Annotated in this window: 23 protein-coding genes; all 23 read left to right on the top strand. The window is 53.7% G+C overall.

What is annotated here, in order from left to right:
- Positions 1-392 precede the first annotated feature (392 nt).
- The 23 genes from ACMGG5_RS00390 to ACMGG5_RS00280 all read left to right on the top strand — a co-directional run bounded on the left by ACMGG5_RS00390 (position 393) and on the right by ACMGG5_RS00280 (position 19105).
- Positions 393-2009, top strand: a complete 1617-nt coding sequence (locus tag ACMGG5_RS00390) for a DEAD/DEAH box helicase family protein (protein ID WP_420277313.1) — start codon at positions 393-395, stop codon at positions 2007-2009.
- Positions 2006-2977: a toprim domain-containing protein gene (locus ACMGG5_RS00385; protein ID WP_420277312.1), complete on the top strand. Its 972-nt coding sequence runs from the start codon at positions 2006-2008 to the stop codon at positions 2975-2977. The genes ACMGG5_RS00390 and ACMGG5_RS00385 overlap by 4 nt, the downstream gene beginning before the upstream one ends.
- Positions 2974-3789 carry an antitermination protein gene (locus ACMGG5_RS00380; RefSeq protein WP_420277311.1) on the top strand — a complete coding sequence of 272 codons (816 nt, stop codon included), beginning with the start codon at positions 2974-2976 and terminating at the stop codon, positions 3787-3789. The genes ACMGG5_RS00385 and ACMGG5_RS00380 overlap by 4 nt, the downstream gene beginning before the upstream one ends.
- A 325-nt stretch (positions 3790-4114) precedes the next feature.
- Positions 4115-4666 (top strand): hypothetical protein, encoded by a 552-nt coding sequence (locus ACMGG5_RS00375; protein ID WP_420277309.1) that lies wholly within the window; start codon positions 4115-4117, stop codon positions 4664-4666.
- The gene (locus ACMGG5_RS00370; protein ID WP_420277308.1) at positions 4660-5601 is read left to right on the top strand and encodes a hypothetical protein; all 942 of its coding nucleotides are present in this window, start codon (positions 4660-4662) and stop codon (positions 5599-5601) included. Before ACMGG5_RS00375 ends, ACMGG5_RS00370 begins: the two co-directional genes overlap by 7 nt.
- Positions 5507-6121, top strand: coding sequence for a methyltransferase domain-containing protein (locus tag ACMGG5_RS00365; RefSeq protein WP_207167761.1), 615 nt, complete (start codon positions 5507-5509; stop codon positions 6119-6121). The genes ACMGG5_RS00370 and ACMGG5_RS00365 overlap by 95 nt, the downstream gene beginning before the upstream one ends.
- Positions 6122-6161: 40 nt before the next feature.
- Positions 6162-6410 carry a class II holin family protein gene (locus ACMGG5_RS00360; RefSeq protein ID WP_023331998.1) on the top strand — a complete coding sequence of 83 codons (249 nt, stop codon included), beginning with the start codon at positions 6162-6164 and terminating at the stop codon, positions 6408-6410.
- A 2-nt stretch (positions 6411-6412) separates the two neighbouring features.
- Entirely contained in the window at positions 6413-6943 is a 531-nt protein-coding gene (locus ACMGG5_RS00355) for a lysozyme (protein WP_063201818.1), read from the top strand.
- A complete protein-coding gene (locus tag ACMGG5_RS00350; RefSeq protein ID WP_420277307.1) occupies positions 6940-7461 on the top strand; it encodes a hypothetical protein in 522 nt (173 codons plus the stop codon). The genes ACMGG5_RS00355 and ACMGG5_RS00350 overlap by 4 nt, the downstream gene beginning before the upstream one ends.
- A gap of 135 nt (positions 7462-7596) precedes the next feature.
- Positions 7597-8004 (top strand): hypothetical protein, encoded by a 408-nt coding sequence (locus ACMGG5_RS00345; RefSeq protein ID WP_071284601.1) that lies wholly within the window; start codon positions 7597-7599, stop codon positions 8002-8004.
- Positions 8005-8071: 67 nt separating this feature from the next.
- Positions 8072-9079 (top strand): tyrosine-type recombinase/integrase, encoded by a 1008-nt coding sequence (locus ACMGG5_RS00340; protein WP_071284602.1) that lies wholly within the window; start codon positions 8072-8074, stop codon positions 9077-9079.
- 244 nt (positions 9080-9323) lie between these two features.
- On the top strand, positions 9324-9926 hold the full coding sequence (locus ACMGG5_RS00335; RefSeq protein WP_032625746.1) for a hypothetical protein: 603 nt from the start codon (positions 9324-9326) through the stop codon (positions 9924-9926).
- 198 nt (positions 9927-10124) lie between these two features.
- On the top strand, positions 10125-11741 hold the full coding sequence (locus ACMGG5_RS00330; RefSeq protein ID WP_284956231.1) for a TerL protein: 1617 nt from the start codon (positions 10125-10127) through the stop codon (positions 11739-11741).
- Position 11742: 1 nt separating this feature from the next.
- On the top strand, positions 11743-13212 hold the full coding sequence (locus ACMGG5_RS00325; RefSeq protein ID WP_420277305.1) for a DUF1073 domain-containing protein: 1470 nt from the start codon (positions 11743-11745) through the stop codon (positions 13210-13212).
- Between the two features lie 70 nt (positions 13213-13282).
- Positions 13283-13816 (top strand): phage minor head protein, encoded by a 534-nt coding sequence (locus tag ACMGG5_RS00320; protein WP_032629703.1) that lies wholly within the window; start codon positions 13283-13285, stop codon positions 13814-13816.
- Between the two features lie 261 nt (positions 13817-14077).
- Positions 14078-15349 (top strand): DUF2213 domain-containing protein, encoded by a 1272-nt coding sequence (locus ACMGG5_RS00315; protein ID WP_016247461.1) that lies wholly within the window; start codon positions 14078-14080, stop codon positions 15347-15349.
- An 11-nt stretch (positions 15350-15360) separates the two neighbouring features.
- Complete coding sequence (locus ACMGG5_RS00310) at positions 15361-15864, top strand: structural cement protein Gp24 (RefSeq protein ID WP_047364204.1); 504 nt, start codon at positions 15361-15363, stop codon at positions 15862-15864.
- Between the two features lie 11 nt (positions 15865-15875).
- Positions 15876-16823 (top strand): DUF2184 domain-containing protein, encoded by a 948-nt coding sequence (locus tag ACMGG5_RS00305; RefSeq protein ID WP_320701067.1) that lies wholly within the window; start codon positions 15876-15878, stop codon positions 16821-16823.
- A gap of 44 nt (positions 16824-16867) precedes the next feature.
- Positions 16868-17278, top strand: coding sequence for an STY1053 family phage-associated protein (locus ACMGG5_RS00300; protein ID WP_023150224.1), 411 nt, complete (start codon positions 16868-16870; stop codon positions 17276-17278).
- Positions 17250-17660: a DUF4054 domain-containing protein gene (locus tag ACMGG5_RS00295; protein WP_023150225.1), complete on the top strand. Its 411-nt coding sequence runs from the start codon at positions 17250-17252 to the stop codon at positions 17658-17660. The genes ACMGG5_RS00300 and ACMGG5_RS00295 overlap by 29 nt, the downstream gene beginning before the upstream one ends.
- Positions 17657-18163, top strand: coding sequence for a hypothetical protein (locus ACMGG5_RS00290; RefSeq protein ID WP_047028390.1), 507 nt, complete (start codon positions 17657-17659; stop codon positions 18161-18163). Before ACMGG5_RS00295 ends, ACMGG5_RS00290 begins: the two co-directional genes overlap by 4 nt.
- Entirely contained in the window at positions 18163-18567 is a 405-nt protein-coding gene (locus tag ACMGG5_RS00285; protein ID WP_023344727.1) for a hypothetical protein, read from the top strand. The genes ACMGG5_RS00290 and ACMGG5_RS00285 overlap by 1 nt, the downstream gene beginning before the upstream one ends.
- Positions 18560-19105, top strand: coding sequence for a hypothetical protein (locus tag ACMGG5_RS00280; protein ID WP_023150228.1), 546 nt, complete (start codon positions 18560-18562; stop codon positions 19103-19105). Before ACMGG5_RS00285 ends, ACMGG5_RS00280 begins: the two co-directional genes overlap by 8 nt.
- Position 19106 lies beyond the last annotated feature (1 nt).

Raw genomic sequence — 19106 nt, 5'->3', positions numbered from 1 at the left:
TAAAGGTGCCTGTTCAGGTTGGCAACCAACTGACCCAATTCCTCACATGTACTAGGGAAGTAGTACGTTTTTATGGGGAAGAGGGAAAGGGGGGTAAGGGGGGATTGGGTGTAGGGGCAGGAATAGGGTCTTTTCCAACAGGAGAGATCCATTGGTTAAGTAGATCACTGTCTTAAGGGCGCAATTTAAAAAAAACGCCTGTATCAGCAAGGTGGTACAGAGCGCTCAGGCGCTGAGAAACGAAAAGGGTTCTTCCTGGAAGAGTGATTTTTTCAGGGGAGCTGAATCAGAAGGGAGGCTGGCAGCCTTTGGGGAGGCCACCAGCCATGTGAGGGGGAATCCATGAAAACCACATCACAAAATTATTATCTCATCAGCACGGGGGCAGCACAATGGAGCTGACGATCACGCCGAATTTTGCACAGGAACGAGCGCTAAACATGTTGCGCCGTGACTGGAAGGCAAACGACACCTTCATGGTGTACTCGCCAACTGGTAGCGGTAAAACGGGTTTGGCCGCCTTCATCGTTGCCGGGTTTGTCAGCCGTGGTATGCGCGTCCTGTTCTGTGCACCGTACACCATCCTGATCGGTCAGACGGCTAATCGGTTCGTGGAGTATGGATTACCGGGGGATGAAATCGGTTATATCTGGGCGGATCACCCGAACTACGATCCGGACCGGAAAATTCAGATTGCCAGCGCCGACACGCTTATTCGTCGTGTTTTTCCTGAAAATATCGATCTGCTGATTATCGACGAAGCACACCTGCGTAAAAAACGCATCCTGAAGGATATCGACCGTCTACGCGGCAAAGGCGTAAAGGTGATTGGCCTGTCGGGTACTCCGTTTTCCCCGTTCCTGGGCAAATACTATGACCGACTGATTAAGCCGACCACCATCGGCGAGTTAATCCAGCGTGGCGATCTGAGTAAATACGAATTTTACGCGCCAACTAAGCCGGATCTGAAAGGCGTTAAAACCAAAGCATCGCTTGAGTACGGCAGCGATTACAACGAAACGCAGCTGGCTGAAATCATGTGCGGCTCTACGCTGGTGGGCGACATCGTACAGAACTGGCTGGAGAATGGCCGGGATCTGCCTACCATCGCTTTCTGTGTCAACGTAGCCCACGCCAATTACCTGACAATCCAGTTTAACCTGGCGGGTGTTAACGCTGAGGTCATGACCGCCGACACTCCAGTGGATGAGCGCCAGACCATCATTCACCGCTTTGAAACTGGTGCAACGAAAATCATCGTTAGTGTGGGCGTTCTGGTGGCCGGCTTCGATAGTGACGTTCGTTGCATCATCTACGCCAGGCCAACAAAAAGCGAAATTCGCTGGCTGCAGGCGCTCGGGCGTGGCCTGCGCACCGCACCGGGTAAAGAGTCCTGCCTCATCTTCGATCACAGCGGCACCGTGCACCGTCTGGGTTATCCGGATTCAATCGAGTACGACGATCTTCCCGGTAAGTCTGACGGGATGGAGGAAAGCGCGCGCCGAGCAGCTGAGGAACGGGCCGAAAAACTGCCACACGAATGCTCTCAATGCCATTACATGAAGCCAGCTGGCGTCTATGTATGCCCGAAATGTGGGCATAAGCCGCTGGGCGGTGAGGACGTCGATACCGACACCGGCCGGAAACTCAAAAAGCTGGGTAAAAACCAGCATCAGCCCACGAAGGCAGAGAAACAGGCCTGGTGGAGTCAGATCAAATTCTATCAGCGCCAGCGCGTATCGCAGGGGAAAAAGCCCGTCAGCGATGGCTGGTGCGCAAATACCTTTCGCGAACGGTTTGACGAGTGGCCTAACGGGTTAAGCGATTTCCCGATGGAGATCACGCCGACCGTCTCTAATTTCATCCGCCACAAACAGATTGCGTATGCGAAAGGGCAGGAGAAGGCCAAGCGCCTGCAGGAGGCATCAGGCACGGCAGCCCCATCCTCAGTACAGCAAGCACAGAAAGCGATTAGCGATATCAAACAGCAGTTAGGAAAACGAGCATGAAGACGGCAGAAGCAGCAAAAGGCCAATGGGCCATGATTTTCGAACATTACGGACTGCCGCCGATCACCGGTAAACACCATTTCAGAGGCAAATGTCCGCTTTGTGATTCGATTGGTAAATTCCGCATCGATGACCGCGACGGCGCGGGAACCTGGATTTGCACCTGCGGCTACGGTACGGGATTGGACTTGGTTACCAAAACCCAGGGCAAACCATTTAACGAGGTTTGCCGCGAAATTGATGAGCTGATCGGCAATACGTTCAGGCGTGACAAAGTGCCTGAAGCCAGTGACGCTTCTAAACTGCGGAAAAAGGTACTCAACAATTTTGCAAAAATGGCTCCTTTGCGCGGTACCTCCGGCGCCGATTACCTTAATTCTCGCGGTATTTTTAAGCTTCCAGCCGAGGCGGTACGGTTAAACCCAAAGCAACGGCATAACGGCCGTGTCTACCAGTCGATCTATTCACTGGCAACAGACGATAAAGGGGAGCTGTGTTACCTCCACCAGACGTTACTCGATGGCGCAAAAAAGGCTGATATCGGGGCCAGCGCAAAGCGACAGAAATCACTACAGGAAGATAACTATCTCGATCATGCCCGGTCAGTTGCGATCCGTATGTTCCCGGTCGCCAGCACCCTGGGCATTGCCGAAGGCATCGAAACGGCCCTATCTGCGCACCAGATTTATAACGTGAATACCTGGGCAACTATGACGGCAAATTTCATGAAGAAATTCCGCGTTCCTGCTGGTGTTAAGCACCTGATTATTTTTGCCGACCGCGACGAGAACAGCGCTACCGGGCTGGCGGCTGCGTATGAATGCGCTCATGCCAATCTGCTGGCAAAGAATGACCTGCAGCGCGTGAGCGTGTACTGGCCGGATCACGATGATTTCAACAATATGCTCATGAACGGTGATCAGGTTCGTGAGCTGGTTTTCCATAAAAAACAGCAGGTGGCCGCATGAAACTGGAAGCATCACTCAAACATTTTAGTCCTCAGGGCATGCACATCAGCGACGACGTGAAAGGAACCTCTCCGGATCGTATCACTGGCACCGATGTTATGGCGGCCATTGGTACCACCAGCAGCCGCGCGCGGTTTGGCCTGGCTGCCTTCTTCGGAAAGGCTGGTATCAGCAAAACCGATGAACAGCTCGCAGTTCAGGGGCTGGCGCGTTATGCGATGGATACTGCACCGAAGAACGTGCGCAAAGCCGCTGGTGGGGCGTTCGGATGGTGCATGCAGGTGATGGCACAATTTGCCTTTGCTGAATACTCCCGTTCGGCGGCTACCAGCGTGACATGTCACAGTTGCAGTGGTACCGGACGAACAACCCGCGAGCAGATTACCCGCAAGGTTTCGTACCCATGGGGTAAAGCACCATATTGGGCTAACCGCTCTCGTGCCGTTCGTCCGTCTGACTGGGAGCACTGGACTGAGGTAACAGAAGTTGTACCGGCTGTCTGTGATACTTGCGAAGGCAAGGGAACAATCAGCGCACGCTGTCGTTGCGGCGGCAAAGGTGAGGTGCTCGACCGTAAAGCCACAAGCGAGCGCGGCGCGCCGGTGTTTAAAACCTGCGAGCGCTGCAGCGGAAATGGTTTTTCTGCCGTATCATCTGCAACTGTCCATCGCGCCATTTTGAAGAGACTCCCGGATCTCCATCAGTCTTCGTGGTCACGTAACTGGAAGCCATTTTATGAGAGATTGGTTGATACGCTGATCAAAGGTGAAAGGCAAGCGGCGGAAGAGTTTGAGAAGGCTACCCGTTATTGATGCGATCGAAGCAAATGACAACATTTTTTTACTTTATAGCGTTGACTTTGCATAAGGTTGTCCTGTAAGCTTCAAATCGTGGGATATAACGCCTACACGAAATCAAACCCGCCTCCGAGCGGGTTTTTTTATGGCCGTAACAGGAAAGAGCATTGGGCTTATGGGCGTTCTGCGTCGAGGGCCACCCTTCGGGGGAAAGAGTGACGATAACCCGTCACAGTAGGCTCAGTGCTCTCCCCGTTACGGTTAATTGCAGTCCTCAGAGACAAGCCGAAGATAAGCACCGGCAACCGTAACCAATTACTCCCGAATCAGGTCAACACGAATGACAACATTCATCATTTGTGCGTCCGGCCCGTCTCTCACTAAATCAGATTGCGAACTGATCTCCGGATCGGGGCTGCCGGTTATTGCTGTTAACTCCACCTGGCAAGCCGTACCTGATTGTGAATACATTTACGCGGGTGATCTGCGCTGGTGGGATGAGAACATCGATGTTCTTCCGTCCTCCGCCTCTCGCTGGACCTGTAATTACCGGGCTCATAAACGCTATGGGCTAAATCTGTTTGATACAGATACTCGGTGGGCCTTCAACTCCGGGCAGCGCTCGATTCTGTTTGCTGCCAGCCAGGGGGCGAAAAACATCATCCTGTTAGGCTTTGACTGCTCCATTAATGGCGGTAGTCACTGGCATGGTGATCACGTCGGGCTGGATAATCCTACAGCAGAGAGTGTTACGCGATGGCGCGGGGAGTTTGCCAATACCGCCAGAGCGCTGACCGGTAAGGTGAATATCATCAACAGTAGCCGCCAGACAGCGCTTAAGTGCTTCCGGCGTCTCGGCCTCAATGAGGCTTTACGCGAGGTAGCATGTTAAACGTTCCTCTATTCATTGAAGGCATGCTGGGCATGGGTGACAACATCTACCAGCGCGCTTTCGTTAAGCAGTTGCCCGCCGGTACTTATATCCGGACCGCCTGGCCCGAACTGTATGAAGATTTGCCCGTTCTGCCCGTTCGCAGTTTTACAACGCTCCGCACGCAGCGTAAAAACGAGTACCGGACGCAGGCCGCTTTTCACCTGCCGCCAGATATGCGCCAGACAAAACGGATTTTCTACGGTCCGGATCATCTACGGCGCGGTTCAATATTTGACGCGATGCGCCAGCAGTTTGGCACCGAGCCGTCAGAACTCGATTTGCCCTCTTACGGACCCGCTGAATTTACGTCTGAAAAGCCGATCGCGGTAATTCGTCCGGCTACTGTTCGCAGTGAATGGCGCAGCGACTCCCGTAATCCTGATCCGGAATACCTGTTGCAGGCATCCCGGCTACTGAGAAAGCATTTCTGCGTAATCAGCGTGGCTGACCTGCAGGAAGGGGAGGAGTGGGCCGTCGGCGAACTTCCCGAAGCAGATCTGCGCATGCACTCCGGCCAGCTCAACTTCAAATCGCTGATGCGCCTGATTGAGCATGCCGCCGTGGTGGTTACGCCGGTGGGCTGGGCGCTTCCTGCTGCTATTGCCTATAAAACGCCGGTGTACGTTGTCGCTGGTGGGCGAGGTGGTCACAACGCCCCGGAAATCGTAACCGATCCGGCGATGGACCTTTCTCGTGTTGGCTGGGCAATCCCCGACAATTACTGCCGCTGTGAAGCATGGGATCACCACTGCGACAAGCGGATTTCAAATTTCTCCGATAAATTCGAGGCCTGGCTCCATGAAGTCGTTTTATCAGGAACTGGAAAGCGGGCTGGTATTTTTACCGGAGCTGGGGATCGGACGTTACCCCGTTCCGGCATCACGCCCGTATGACGAGCAGTATTTCGCAAAATATCAGCAGCTGGCTGACACCGAAACGGGCAGAGCTTTAACGCAATCCCGTATTGAGCTGGTGGATCGCCATTTTCACGGCCCTGTTCTCGACGTTGGTATCGGTGCCGGTCAGTTCGTCTCTACCCGACCGGGAACGCTTGGGTATGACGTTAATCCGGCCGGTATTGCCTGGCTGAACGAGCGGGGCGCATTCGCAGATCTCTACGCCAATAAGTGGCGAGCACTGACGATGTGGGATGTACTGGAACACATCGACGAGCCGGAGCTGGCGGTACAGCAGGCCAGTGAATACGTGTTCGTGTCGATCCCGATTTTCACTGATGCCGGAGACATTCTCCGCTCCCATCATTTCAGAAAGAACGAGCACATCTGGTATTTCACTGATGAAGGTATCAGGCGCTGGTTTGCAGAGCAGGGCTTCGAATGTGCAGAGCAAAACACAATCGAATGTCAGTTAGGGCGTAAGGGCGTCGCTTCGTACGCTTTCCGCAGAATTTAACTTCTTTTCACACACAGCACCCCGAACCCGGAGGTGTGGAATGCACAGAACTATGCCTGACAAAATCGCATCGATAGCGGGGTACTGTACATCCGGCGGCCTCATTTGCTGGGGTGGCATAGCTAAATGGATACATGACCTTGACTGGAACCTTGTCGCAGTCGTCGGCGGCTTCGTTATTGGCTTGCTGACTTTCTTCGTTAACTTTTACTTCAAACGCCGCCAGACAAAAGCCTATGAGGCAGCGCTGGCGCGTGGCTATGTAACCCCTCCACCGCAGGACAACTAATCATGGCATCAACTAAAAGCAAGCTCAGCGCTGCCATGCTTGGGCTATTGGCTGCCGGCGCCACTGCGCCGGTGCTAATGAGTCAGTTTCAGGATGAAAAAGAAGGCACCAGCCTGGTTGCTTATCCTGATGCTGGTGGCGTGTGGACGATTTGTGGCGGTGTGACTCGCGTTGACGGCAAACCCGTGGTTAAGGGTATGCAGTTGACTCGCCAGCAGTGCGACAAAATCGACAAGGCAGAGCAGGCGAAAGCTTTGGCCTGGGTGGAAAAAAACGTTCGAGTTCCGCTGACCGAGCCACAAAAAGTCGGCATAGCGTCTTTCTGCCCGTGGAACATCGGCCCCGGAAAATGCCTGCCGTCAACGTTCTGGAGAAAGCTCAATGCTGGTGATCGGTCCGGTGCATGCGCAGAGATAAAACGCTGGACCTATGACGGCGGTCGCGATTGTCGTATCCGCTCGAACAATTGTTACGGGCAGGTTCTACGCCGTGACCAGGAGTCCGAGCTAGCGTGCTGGGGGCTTGATAAATGACCCTGAAAACCTGGTTGCTTCTGGGTGTTGAGTTGCTGCTGTCAGGAATCATTATTTTTGTGCTGCTGGGGCAGGTTAGCGAACAACGTGGCAGGGCAGAAAAAGCAGAGCAAGAGGTAGATGGCCAGCGGCAGGTGATAGCCACTCAAGCTTTTAACATTAATCGTTTCAATCAGATTGCCGACTACACCAACCGGAACAATTCACTGATTGATGCCAGCGCCGATAACACGGTTATCGAATACCGGGAGATTCTTCGCCGTGAAAAAACCTGTGATCTGCCTGTTCCTGCTGATGTCGCTGGTGGGTTGCTCGAATACACGCACCGTCTACGTGCCAGCGCAATGCACACCGATTCCGGGAACGCTGACGCAGCCAGTGATGGCGCCACTTCCACCAGCTCGCTGACTTATTGCCAGGCTGTTCTCTGGATCAAGCCACTGCTGGCCGCTATCGAAAAAGCGAATAACCAGCTGGCTGGGATACGTGAAATAGAGAAAACCAGAGCCTCGCAATAGCGGGGCTTTTTTCTGCGCCTCGTACGCGCATTTCAGAGAGTCTTTCAGTAGTGAGCCTGAGGAGCATCGTTAAAGGTGGCGACCTCTCTCGGGCGGTGCTTCTGTACGACAGGCTCACACCTCAAAGGAAACGCAATGATGAAAAAAATAACAGTCACCGTATCGGGGCTTTCTCCATTTGTAATGGAAGTGGACTATCGCCCGGAAAAAAGTGAATTAGGTAATATTCTTCGCGCTCTTTCATGCGCAACTGAAATTGCTGCAAGAGAGGCGGTGAAAATCGGTGAGGAAATATCCGTGGATATACGTCGTGAAACTGAATCACCCCTTCATTTAACAGATTGTGAGCCTGCCGATACCGGGGGAACCGTTTATGAGGCAGTTTTTGAACTGAATGATGGTAAAAAAATCCTCGGCTATTCGGATCAAGACCAACCGAAGGCGAACGGAGATTATTACCATTGTGCAGCTACCAAAGGTATGAAAGGGCGGGTTATCGTGGTGGCTAAATATGTCACTAATTTCCGTTTTACTCCTCTATAAAGCTGATATTACAGGAGCCCTTTACTGAGGGGCTTCGATAATGTTTTTTGATTGAGGATTGTTCAGCATGGCTTCGATAAAAGAATCCACTGATGCCAATGGACAATCAAAATATTACGTCCACTGGAAGGATGAAAAATCCGGTCATGGACGCCGCCGCATCTTTAAGAATATTGATGATGCCGCACATCTTTTCTGGCAAAAACAGAATATCGAGCTGGATTGTCGAACCGCCAGCTGGACCGGAATAGACCATTCCTGGACTTTCCGAAAGTTAATTCTGTTTTATCTGGGGTATCAGGCCGGCAAGCTGGAAAAAAATATCATACGGCTGTCGTCATATACGAAATGCCGTCACGATCTTCTCGCTGTAGACGGGCCGATACTGAAAAAAAATATTCTCCATATCAGCCATCGCGATATCGTCGATTCGGTTCGCAACGGCTGTCATCGCTGGATTCGTTCGGCTTTCTTCCTGCTGGTGGAAAAGCGGCTCATCACTTTTAACCCAGTTGACCGTCCCGCGCGCCGGAAGCGTCGACCCATCACCATACCGCCATCATCATCGGTCAGGGAGCTACTGAATAACGCGCCAGTTCGCGAGCGTATCGCGTGCTGGCTCGGGATTTGTGGCCTGCGCATCGGTGAGGCTCTGGCGATTACTTATAACGACGTGTCAGCCGACTGGATCGACATCCGGGGACATGTTGTTGACGGCGTTATACATGAGGGGCTGAAAAGAGGAGTGGAGCGCCGTGTACGGATGCCGCGTGAGCTTTTCGCGTTGCTGGATAAAAGTAAACTCGGTACCTCTGAGCCTCTTATCTGCAACCAGTTTACCGGCGCATGTCTCGCTACCAGCTACGGCACTCAGGGCGTTCTCGTCAGAACCCTGAACGACTATGGCATTAAACGATTCCATCATCTTCGCCACTTTGCTGTATCTCGCCTGGCAAACAAAGGCGTCGATATTCTGAAGGTTTCCCGACTTATTGGGCATTCGAACATCAAAACCACAATGGACGTTTACGGTCACCTTTTCGGTGAAGTGGTGGAGATGGATTTGGACGACTGAGTTATCCACATAGTGGAAATATTAGGGCGATCCACTATCTCCCCATTCTGCGCGGCCTCCGGGCATCAAATCGCAGTTTTCCCGAAAAAAAGGATATGCCGCATTTTTACCCCCTCTGATATGCCGCACTTGGCACCAGAGAGGACGCGGCCTGCACGCCAGAATTTACCGCGTGATACGCCGCACCCGGATCGGAGAAATTGGATTTTGAACAAAAAATAATCACATTGACTTAGGCGGAAGTATGGCTCCTAAAAAAAGCTTCAGAAAAGCCTACGTCGGTATCGTTATGGACATGGCATTAGCCCGTAGCAAAATCAGCAATCGGATGGTTGCTCAGCGCTTAGGTGTGGACGAGACGACGATCCGTCGCTGGCGTAAAGAGAATATCGAGTTTGAGCGCGCTTTCACTGAGGCTCGCGAAGCTCTCAGAGAGAAAATAAACCGCGTCGCCGGTAAGAGCCTGGACGTTCGTAAACGGAAGGTTGTCACCACATCGCCGGATGGTGTGAAAACCACGATCGAAGATGTGCTGCCCACGCACAACGATATTGCTGTTTTCTCAAAAGTGCTCGGTCTTGGTACCAGCGTCTATAGCGAGGAAGAACGTCAGCGCGATGTGCTTCGCGAGGTGATGAAACACAAGGTAGCCGGGAAATACTCCGCGCTGGAGGCGGCGCAGCTGCTTGAGGCTGAGGGAGTAAAAGTTCCGGCAACCCTGCTTATGGAGCTGGGAGCACCGAAAATTTTTGAACCGTTCAACAATATGGACGAGGCAGCCAAAGCCGACGCGGCGAACCTGACCCCGCAGGAAGCAGCCGATATCTACAAAAAATACCTGGGCTGAAAATTGCAAAAACAGGCGTTTCGAACCGTAAAAACGCTATGCACTTTTTGACCCGTTTTATGCACGTTTTATTCATCCCGATTTGACCACTTTTCTGTTCAAAACAGAGGCTTCACGCTGTTTGCGTGATGGGTGCTGTTGCGCCAGTGCGGGTAACGACCATTATGTTAAATCGGGGCGTTTTTGAGGAATTTTTCTGTGCCGATCCCGTTCCCCTTTGACTTCCGCAAACCGGACTATACCGCCGTGTTTGAGTGGAGAATGGAGAGGCTGGAGCGGATCAGGAAAGCGCCTGAAATGCTTCCGGCACTCCGTGAGTTTTACCGCACTAACCCAGCTCAGTTCATCATCGACTGGGGTATGACGACGGACCCGCGTAACCTCGATTATGGCCTGCCTGCCACCATCCCGTTTTTGCTGTTCCCCCGCCAGGAGGAATGGATTCACTGGATCATGGACAGGCGCGCCAGTCTTGAGCATGGACTGACAGAAAAAAGCCGAGAAATGGGGCTGAGCTGGACCTCTATCGGTCTGGCCTGTTCGCTTTGCCTGTTCAACAAAGAAATGGTGATCGGGTTCGGTTCCCGTAAAGAGGAATATGTCGACAGTACCGGCGACCCGAAAGCACTGTTCTGGAAAGCGCGTAAGTTTGTCGAGCTGCTGCCGGTTGAGTTTCGCGGTTCATGGAGTGACAAAAAACATGCCCCTTACATGCGCGTGGAGTTCCCGGAAACGGGCGCGGTAATTAAGGGAGAGGCTGGCGATAACATTGGCCGTGGTGACCGTACCACGCTTTATTTTGTGGATGAGTCGGCATTCCTCAAACGGCCATTTCTCATCGATGCTGCGCTATCACAGACCACCCGCTGCCGTATAGACCTCTCTTCGGTCAACGGCATGAATAACCCGTTTGCTAAAAAGCGCCACAGCGGAAATATCCCGGTGTTTACGTTCCACTGGCGCAGCGACCCGCGCAAGGATGATGAGTGGTACCGCAACGAATGTCTGAAAATTGATGATCCGATTATCGTTGCTCAGGAACTGGACCTGAACTACAGCGCATCCACAGAGGGGATTCTCATTCCTTCTGAATGGGTGCAGGCTGCCGTCGACGCGCATATCAAACTGGGTATTCAGCCCAGCGGCCAGCGCCTCGGCGCAATGGATATCGCAGACGAAGGGAAAGACAAAAACGGCTTTTCTTGCCGCTATGGCTTCCTTCTGCAGAACGTTCACGAATGGTCTGGTATTGGCAGCGACATCTACGCTTCTGTCGTTAAATCGTTTGGGTACTGTGACGATTACGGTCTGGATGAGTTCCGTTTCGATGAGGACGGTCTGGGCGCGGGTGCACGTGGCGATGCTCGCGTGATAAACGAGCTCAGGCAGGCTGAAGGCCGGGGAACAATCACAGCTACGCCTTTCCGTGGTAGCGGTAGCGTATTCGATCCGGAAGATGAAGCCGTTCCTGGCGATAACGGAAAAGCGGCACGCCTGAATAAAGACTTCTTCGCGAACGCGAAAGCACAGAGCTGGTGGCATCTTCGCAAGCTGTTTCGTAACACCTTCCGCGCGCTAAACGGGATGGACTATAACCCCGACGAAATCATTTCGATAAGCAGCGAGATAGAAAATATTGACCGCCTGCTGATGGAGCTTTCACAGCCTACGTGGTCGAAAAACGCCGTCGGTAAAATCCTCGTGGATAAACAGCCGGAAGGCACAAAATCGCCGAACCTCGCTGACGCCGTAATGATTAACTACGCGCCGATGGATTCCTCTCTTGATAATTGGGCCAAACTGGCCGGAGCGTGACATGTCCCGTAAGAAACGCCAGAACGGCGCACAAAAGCCCGTTGCGACAGCTGACGGGTACAACAATTTCACGGCCAAACTTGGCAGCGACACCAGAAACATACAGACGGGCGGAATGTACATGCCCGGGTACATCAGCCGTAACAGGGTGATGCTGGAGTTTGCGTATCGTTCATCGTTCCTCGTTGGTGCCGGTGTGGATGCGATGGCCGATGATATGACCCGCAAGGGAATTAACATCAGCTCAAAGTTGAAACCCGGACAAAAGGGCAAGCTCGAAACATTCTGGGATGAGCTCGCTATATGGGATGGGCTTAACGATAACCTCAAATGGTCACGATTGTACGGTGGCGCGGTGCTGGTGGTCCTGCTTGAAGGGCAGGATATGTCCTCCCCGCTAAAGCTGGATCGTATCAAAGAGGGGCAGTTTAAGGGCGTGATGAGCCTTGACCGTTGGATGGTTAACCCGAGTTATTACGATCTCGTTACCGATTACGGTCCCGATTTTGGGAAACCGAAATATTACAAGGTAATCACGAACCAGCAGGGGATTCCCCCCTGGAAGATCCACCATAGCCGCGTTATCCGCATGGAGGGCGATACGCTTCCTTTCCAGCAGGCCCAGACGGAAAACGGCTGGGGGATGTCTGTTGTGGAGCGTATTTTCGAGCGTATCGAGGCGTTTGATACTGCGACGGTCGGCACCACACAGCTGATCCACAAAGCGCATCTGCGGACCTACAGCATTGAAGACCTGCGCAAGATTCTTGCTACCGGAGGCGACCTTGAAAAGGCGCTGATGAAGCACTTGGACATGATACGTCAGTTCCAGACCATCGAAGGCATGACCATCATGGATGGTAAGGATAAGTTCGAAACCCACAGCTATACGTTTGCGGGTATCGCTGATGTCCTTCTGCGCTTTGCTGAGCAGGTTTCCGGCGCGACGGGAATTCCTCTCGTCCGTCTGTTCGGGCAGTCCCCTGCAGGTTTCAACACCGGCGACGGCGATCTGGAAAACTACTACAGCCGGGTTAACTCGCTGCAGGAGAGACGCTTACGCCGACATATCCGCTGGCTGCTCGATATCTCCTGGCGCTCTCTGTTCGGTGAACCACTGCCTGACGATTTTACATTCGAGTTTAACAAGCTCTGGGAGATGTCAGATGTGGACCGTGCAGCGATGGCGAACAATGTGGTTACCGCACTCGGTACCGCCGTTCGTGAGCTCGGGATGACGTCTGCAGCAGCGCTTAACGACCTCAGGAACATTTCTGATGTGATTGGCATCGGTGGTTCTATCACTGACGAGGACATAGAAGATGCGAAGGCCCAGTGGCAGGAGGATGAACCTGAAACCATCCCTCCGCCGTCGTTCGGAGATCCAGTATCGAAAAAGCCTGTTGGCGATAGCAAACCAGATAGGGCAGATCGTCGATGGTACCTACGATGGTTCACAGGCCAGCGCTGACAGCATTTCGAAAACGCTGGTGGACTATTCCGAGGTAATCAGCGACTGGGCAGAGCAGGTTGGGCGAAGGATGTTTGCCCAGGTCGAGCAGGAGGAATGGAATCAGTGGAAATCGGTATCAGAGGAAATTGGCGCTGGGCTGCGCGATGTGGTGGGTAATACCCCCGTCGGGCAGGTGGCGCAGGATATCGTGTACCGCCAGATTCAGCTGATGAAGTCCCTGCCGCTGGAAGCAGCCGATCGCGTGATGGACATACAACAGCGCGCAATGCAGGCGGTTATCACGGGTGAACGCCCGGACGAGCTCTACGAGATGATCATGGCCTCCGGTGACGTGGCCGCCAGCAGGGCGCAGCTGATTGCCCGTACAGAGATTGGACGAGCTACCGGCGCGCTGACGCAGGCCAGAGCCCTTTCGGTTGGCTCAGAGGGCTACTGGTGGCGTATTGAGGGGGCCGGAACGCGGGATTCTCACCGCAAGATGAAAGATAAATTTGTGCGTTGGGATAACCCGCCGACGCTGGACGGTATGACCGGACACGCCGGATGTTTGCCGAACTGCAAATGCTGGCCTGAAGTACAGATTCCAGCACCGAGAAAATGAAAAATACGGCTTTGAGCATTCATTTCATGCGAACTGCAATATCCGCGAAATGTTATGAAAATGTTGTATTCGAAAAGACCGATTTTCAGCCCAGTTAATCGCTACTTTTACGGCTTTAAGGGGACATTTTAATCGAGTCCATTTTCGTCGGTGCGGGTAAGAACCCTTATGTTAAATAGCCCGTTATTTCGAACATTTTTCCCATCTCACAAGGTCGCCTCCGGGCGGCCTTTTTGTTGCCCGTAATCGAGCAGGTAACCCATGAAATATTTCTTCACTACACGCCTGGGCGAAACGCGCTATCTGCAGGCGGACGGCTCTCTGCTTTGTAAAGACGTGCCGATCGCACGCACAGGGACGCAGGTCTATTTACCTGAGGAAATCGACCTTGAACCGGACGGCACCGGCACGGTGACAGTCTGGCGAACAGAAGACGAGGTGTTTTCCCCGGAGACGATGGCGAGCTTTGAGGGCGTAGCCGTCACGCTGGGGCATCCAGAGGACAGTCTGGGCAACATCGTTTTCGTGAACCCTTCTAACTTCGCAGAGCTGGCACACGGACACATTCAGAACGTCCGGCGCGGCACCGGCGATAAATCGGATCTGCTCATTGCTGACGTGCTGATTAAACGGCAGGAAGCAATCGACGCGGTGAATTCTGGCCTGACCGATGTCAGCTGTGGCTATGACGCGCAGTACAAGCAGCTGGCACCCGGTAAGGGCAAGCAATACCAAATCACAGGTAACCACCTCGCTGTCGGAATCGACCGGGGGCGTGCTGGTGGCCGCTGTGCAATCGGGGATTCCATCCCATCAACAACAAAGGAGAAGCCTGTAATGTCATGGCTTAAAAAACTGGCTCAGGCCATTAAGACGAAAGATGAGGATGCACTGGCAAAACTCATCGACGAAGCGCCGGATATGCCGTCTGATGGCATGCCTTCAATCCCCGGTTCCTCTATCACCATCAACATTCCTTCACAGGCCACAGCCTTACCTGAAGGCAATCGCACCACTACGGACGAAGGCGATCCGAACAAAGACAAAACCGGCACCGGCGATGAAGAAATCCCGGCCTGGGCGAAAGCGCTGCTGGTTCGCCTGGAAAAGCTGGAGGGTAAAACCACCGACGGCGATCCTGACCCTGGCAACATGACCACCGACGAAGACGAAGAAGAAAACCGCAAAGTGACGGGTGACGCAGCCTTTAAGCGCAACCTGATCGCCGATGCGGAAATTATCTGCCCTGGCTTCCAGCCTGCTGGCGATAAGAGCCTTAAGCGTCAGGTTCTGAATCATGCAATGCGCACCGGTGACAGCCTGAAATCATTCGGGGTGGATGATTTCTACAAAGCGCCTAAGGCTACGGTCGACGCGGTGTTTACTGCCGCTGTGGCGCTGCATAAGGCGAAAAATCAGCTGACCCCGCTGAATAACATTACCCGCACTACGGACAGCGGAATCAGCACTAAACACCTTTCCCCGGCAGAACTGAACAAGGTCAACGCCGAATTCTGGGCAAAAAACAAATAAGGTAAATCATCATGGCAGGTACTGCATATTTAACGCGCATGCCCCTGGGCATTGCCGGGGGCGTTACCCGTCCTCGTGATCTCACCATCGAGCCGGTTAGCCTGGACCACACGAAGCAGTTCGCGTCCTACGGGCTGGCTGGTAAATACGTGAACGATAAATTCGTTCCGCTGGAATCTGGCGACACCATCAGCAAAGTGAAAGGGATTCTGGTTCGACCGTTCCCGATCACCTCTGCTCTGGACCTTGCTTACATCGGTGTGACGGCTAATCAGGTTGGTGACAACCTTAAACGCGGTTACATCTGCGTAACTGCTACAGCAGGCAACGCGGCGACCGCGAAAAAAGGCGATCCGGTTTACGTTCGCGTGGCTGGTGGTACCACTCAAAGCCCGGTTGGCTCCTTTGTGCTGTCGCCGGACTCTACCGCATCAAATACACCTCAGCTGCCAAATGCAGAGGTCATGGGGCCGGGTGAAGCCGATGGCCGTATTGAAATCGCTTATAACATCTGAGGGAATAAGTAATGTTTACATTTGACAGAGCGACCATCGACTCCACCGGCGCATTTCTCATCGGCGAGCTGGAGCGTATGGATCAGGCACTAAACATGCCTTTAGTGTCCTACAAATGGTCACGCGACATGCCGCTGCGCAGCGACATTTCTATCGCCGATGAAGTGTCATCATTCACTAATACCAGTTTCGTCGGTGTTGGTGGTCCAAACCCTAACGGTAAAAACTGGATCGGTAAAAAAGCCACAGCCATTCCTGGTATCGAGCTCGATATTCAGCCTACCCGTAACAACCTCACCCTGTGGGGCCAGGAAATCAGCTGGACGGTACCGGAGCTTATTTCTGCCCAGAAACTCGGCCGTCCGGTTGATGTCCAGAAATACGAAGGCATGAAGCTGAAGTGGAACATGGACACCGACGAACAGGTTTATATCGGTGATAACGAGCTCGGCGTTGCTGGACTGCTGAACCTGCCGGATGTTACTCCTGTTGCTGCCGCCGCAGCGTGGACCGCAACCACCGATCCGGATGTGATTGTTCAGGATATCAACCTGGTACTGTCTGATGGCTGGGTTCGTTCTGGTTATGCGGTCTGCCCGGCGAAAATCGGTCTGGCGCCGGAGCTGTTCGGCCTGCTGGCGAGCAAAAAGGTTTCCTCTGCAGGGAATATCTCTGTGCTGGAATACGTGAAGATTAACACCATCGCGTTTCAGGAAAACGGCACACCACTGGAGATCGTATCCATGAAGTGGGCCTCCAAGCGTGGCGCTGGTGGCGCGCATCGTATCGTTGCTTACACCCAGGACGAAAAATACGTTCGCTTCCCTATGGTTCCTCTGCTGAACACTCCGCTGGAGTATCGCGGCCTGCAGCAGCTGACCACTTACTACGGCAAGCTGGGCCAGGTGGAAACCCCGTATTCCAATACGATCTCTTACCTGGACGTTCCGGCGTCTTAACCTGAAACAGGCGGGGAAACTCGCCTTTTTTATGGAGCAAAAACATGAAATACGTTGTTTCCGGTGGCGCGACTCTCAGCTTTGCCGACGGTTCTAAATTTGAGCTGTCTCAGGGCATCCATGACAGTTCCTCTTTCCCGAAAGAAGTTAAGGACCATTGGGCCTTTAAAGCCTATGCGCGCCCGATTGACGAAGCCGACCTGGCGAACGAGCAGAGCAATGAAGACCTTTCCGCGAGCCTCGTTCTCCTGGCAGAAGAAAATAACACCCTGAAAGCGCAGCTGGCTGAGCATGAAAAAACCATCACAGCGCTGGGGAATGAAAATACAGACCTGAAAGCGCAGCTGGCAGCCGCTCAGGCACCAGCAGGCGGTAAACCTGCCGACAGCACGGACAAAACCGATAACACCGGCGGGGACGCGAAAAATGCCAAAAAACAGCAGGCTTCCGACTAACGAGCAGTTCCGCACCGACTTTCCCGAGTTCGCCGATAAAACCCGCTACCCTGACCCCTCAGTGAATTTCTATCTGGGGCAGGCCGATTCACTCCTGAATCAGGACGTACAGGGCGATCAGTTCGTCTACCTGGCCGAGCTATTCACAGCTCACTATACGGAGCTGCGTGGCCGCACGCTGGCCGCCGCTGCCGCTGGTGGTGTGAACAGCAACGGCGCTGCAGGTGTAGTGTCCTCTAAGTCCGTGGATAAGGTTTCAGTGAGCTATGACGTGTCCGGGGTAATCAATCCGGATGCCGGTTTCTGGAACAGCACCGCCTACGGGCGCGAGTTCTACTGGTGGTGGTCGATGTTCGGTGCTGGTGGCAGGCAGCTGCTATGAAAAGCGGGTTAACGGTTCGCGCTGATAACGCCGTGGCTGTTCTGGAATCCCTCCGCCAGCTATCCGGAATGGATGTGCTGGTAGGAATACCTGAGGACAAGGCAGGACGTGAGGATGGCTCTCCGATTAATAACGCGGAACTGGGCTACCTCCACTCGACGGGCGCAACGGTGGAAATCGACGGTACAACGGTCACGCTTCCCCCGCGTCCTTTTCTGGATATGGGGATCGAGGATTCAAAACCCCGAACCACTGCGCACCTGAAGGCAGCGGCAACCGCCGCGCTGGAGGGGCAGACTGAAGCAGCAATGCGTGAGCTGGAGAGCGCCGGACAGATTGCCCGTGACGCTGCAAAAGCCGTTATCGGTGCTGGTGACCGGCTGCACCCGCTTTCTGAGAAAACCCTAGAACGCAGAAGGGCCGAAGGCATTCCCGGTGACAAGCCGCTGTATGCCCACGGATACCTGCTGCGTTCAATTAACTACGTCGTGAGGAAAAAATAATGCCTCTTCTCGATGTGAGCGATGTTCTTCTCGATCCCGACTTCATGGACACCAGTCTGGTGTGTCACCGGCAGGTTCAGACGGTGGATGAGGACAATTTCACGAAAAACACAGCTCAGGATATCCCATTCTCTGGCGTGGTGACGGTTGACCGTTCTCTGGAAGCCAGGCGAATGGCGGCAGGCCAGAACATCAGCGGCGCGATCCTCATCGTGACGCAGTTCAGATTAACCCAGGGCCAGCCCGGTTCAGACAGCGCCCCGCGACTTGATGCCGATATCGTGAGCTATAACGGGCGTGCTTACCGGGTGACATTTGTCGATCCGTACACCAGTTACGGCGCCGGATTCGTCCAGGCGCATTGTGAGCTGGTGGACTTTAACGGAGGGACGCCAGTTGAGTAACGACAGCACCGCGCGCGGTTATCTGACGCCTGTCGGGGATAGCCCCCAGTATGACGAGGCGCTGGAGCGTGAAATCAGCCGGTGGATTCGTGGCGTTTCTGGCTTGCCGGCCGCGCTTGTTTTCCCCCGATGGACTGACCCGCAGCCGCAGATCCCAAACAACGGGGTGACGTGGTGCGCCTTCGGTATCACTACCGTTCCCCAGCCGTTAAGCCAGTCCGATGTTCAGGTTTCGGAAGAACAGTCCGAGCAATGGACATGGGAACAGGTAACGGTGATTTGCTGCTTCTATGGCCCTCTGGGGGCCAACACTGCATCAACTTTCCGCGCGGGAATATTCGTCGAGCAAAACAACGCTGAGCTGAATCGCTCGGGACTTTCGCTGGTGGAGGCCGGGACTATCTACAACCTGCCAGAGCTCATTAATAACCAGTGGGTGAGGCGCTACGACCTCACCATCACGCTGTCCCGCAAAAACATTCGTACCTACAACGTCCGGACGCTGCAAGATGCGCCCGTCTCATTTTTCGGAGACTAAA

Source organism: Enterobacter sp. BNK-34, assembly GCF_048684445.1.
Classification (GTDB): Bacteria; Pseudomonadota; Gammaproteobacteria; order Enterobacterales; family Enterobacteriaceae; genus Enterobacter; species Enterobacter pseudoroggenkampii.
This window is presented reverse-complemented; position numbering and strand designations above follow the sequence as displayed.

Coding starts and splice junctions, on each gene's coding strand:
- ACMGG5_RS00390 (WP_420277313.1), top strand. CDS start 393: ATGGAGCTGACGATCACGCCGAATTTTGCACAGGAACGAGCGCTAAAC.
- ACMGG5_RS00385 (WP_420277312.1), top strand. CDS start 2,006: ATGAAGACGGCAGAAGCAGCAAAAGGCCAATGGGCCATGATTTTCGAA.
- ACMGG5_RS00380 (WP_420277311.1), top strand. CDS start 2,974: ATGAAACTGGAAGCATCACTCAAACATTTTAGTCCTCAGGGCATGCAC.
- ACMGG5_RS00375 (WP_420277309.1), top strand. CDS start 4,115: ATGACAACATTCATCATTTGTGCGTCCGGCCCGTCTCTCACTAAATCA.
- ACMGG5_RS00370 (WP_420277308.1), top strand. CDS start 4,660: ATGTTAAACGTTCCTCTATTCATTGAAGGCATGCTGGGCATGGGTGAC.
- ACMGG5_RS00365 (WP_207167761.1), top strand. CDS start 5,507: ATGAAGTCGTTTTATCAGGAACTGGAAAGCGGGCTGGTATTTTTACCG.
- ACMGG5_RS00360 (WP_023331998.1), top strand. CDS start 6,162: ATGCACAGAACTATGCCTGACAAAATCGCATCGATAGCGGGGTACTGT.
- ACMGG5_RS00355 (WP_063201818.1), top strand. CDS start 6,413: ATGGCATCAACTAAAAGCAAGCTCAGCGCTGCCATGCTTGGGCTATTG.
- ACMGG5_RS00350 (WP_420277307.1), top strand. CDS start 6,940: ATGACCCTGAAAACCTGGTTGCTTCTGGGTGTTGAGTTGCTGCTGTCA.
- ACMGG5_RS00345 (WP_071284601.1), top strand. CDS start 7,597: ATGATGAAAAAAATAACAGTCACCGTATCGGGGCTTTCTCCATTTGTA.
- ACMGG5_RS00340 (WP_071284602.1), top strand. CDS start 8,072: ATGGCTTCGATAAAAGAATCCACTGATGCCAATGGACAATCAAAATAT.
- ACMGG5_RS00335 (WP_032625746.1), top strand. CDS start 9,324: ATGGCTCCTAAAAAAAGCTTCAGAAAAGCCTACGTCGGTATCGTTATG.
- ACMGG5_RS00325 (WP_420277305.1), top strand. CDS start 11,743: ATGTCCCGTAAGAAACGCCAGAACGGCGCACAAAAGCCCGTTGCGACA.
- ACMGG5_RS00320 (WP_032629703.1), top strand. CDS start 13,283: ATGTTTGCCCAGGTCGAGCAGGAGGAATGGAATCAGTGGAAATCGGTA.
- ACMGG5_RS00315 (WP_016247461.1), top strand. CDS start 14,078: ATGAAATATTTCTTCACTACACGCCTGGGCGAAACGCGCTATCTGCAG.
- ACMGG5_RS00310 (WP_047364204.1), top strand. CDS start 15,361: ATGGCAGGTACTGCATATTTAACGCGCATGCCCCTGGGCATTGCCGGG.
- ACMGG5_RS00305 (WP_320701067.1), top strand. CDS start 15,876: ATGTTTACATTTGACAGAGCGACCATCGACTCCACCGGCGCATTTCTC.
- ACMGG5_RS00300 (WP_023150224.1), top strand. CDS start 16,868: ATGAAATACGTTGTTTCCGGTGGCGCGACTCTCAGCTTTGCCGACGGT.
- ACMGG5_RS00295 (WP_023150225.1), top strand. CDS start 17,250: ATGCCAAAAAACAGCAGGCTTCCGACTAACGAGCAGTTCCGCACCGAC.
- ACMGG5_RS00290 (WP_047028390.1), top strand. CDS start 17,657: ATGAAAAGCGGGTTAACGGTTCGCGCTGATAACGCCGTGGCTGTTCTG.
- ACMGG5_RS00285 (WP_023344727.1), top strand. CDS start 18,163: ATGCCTCTTCTCGATGTGAGCGATGTTCTTCTCGATCCCGACTTCATG.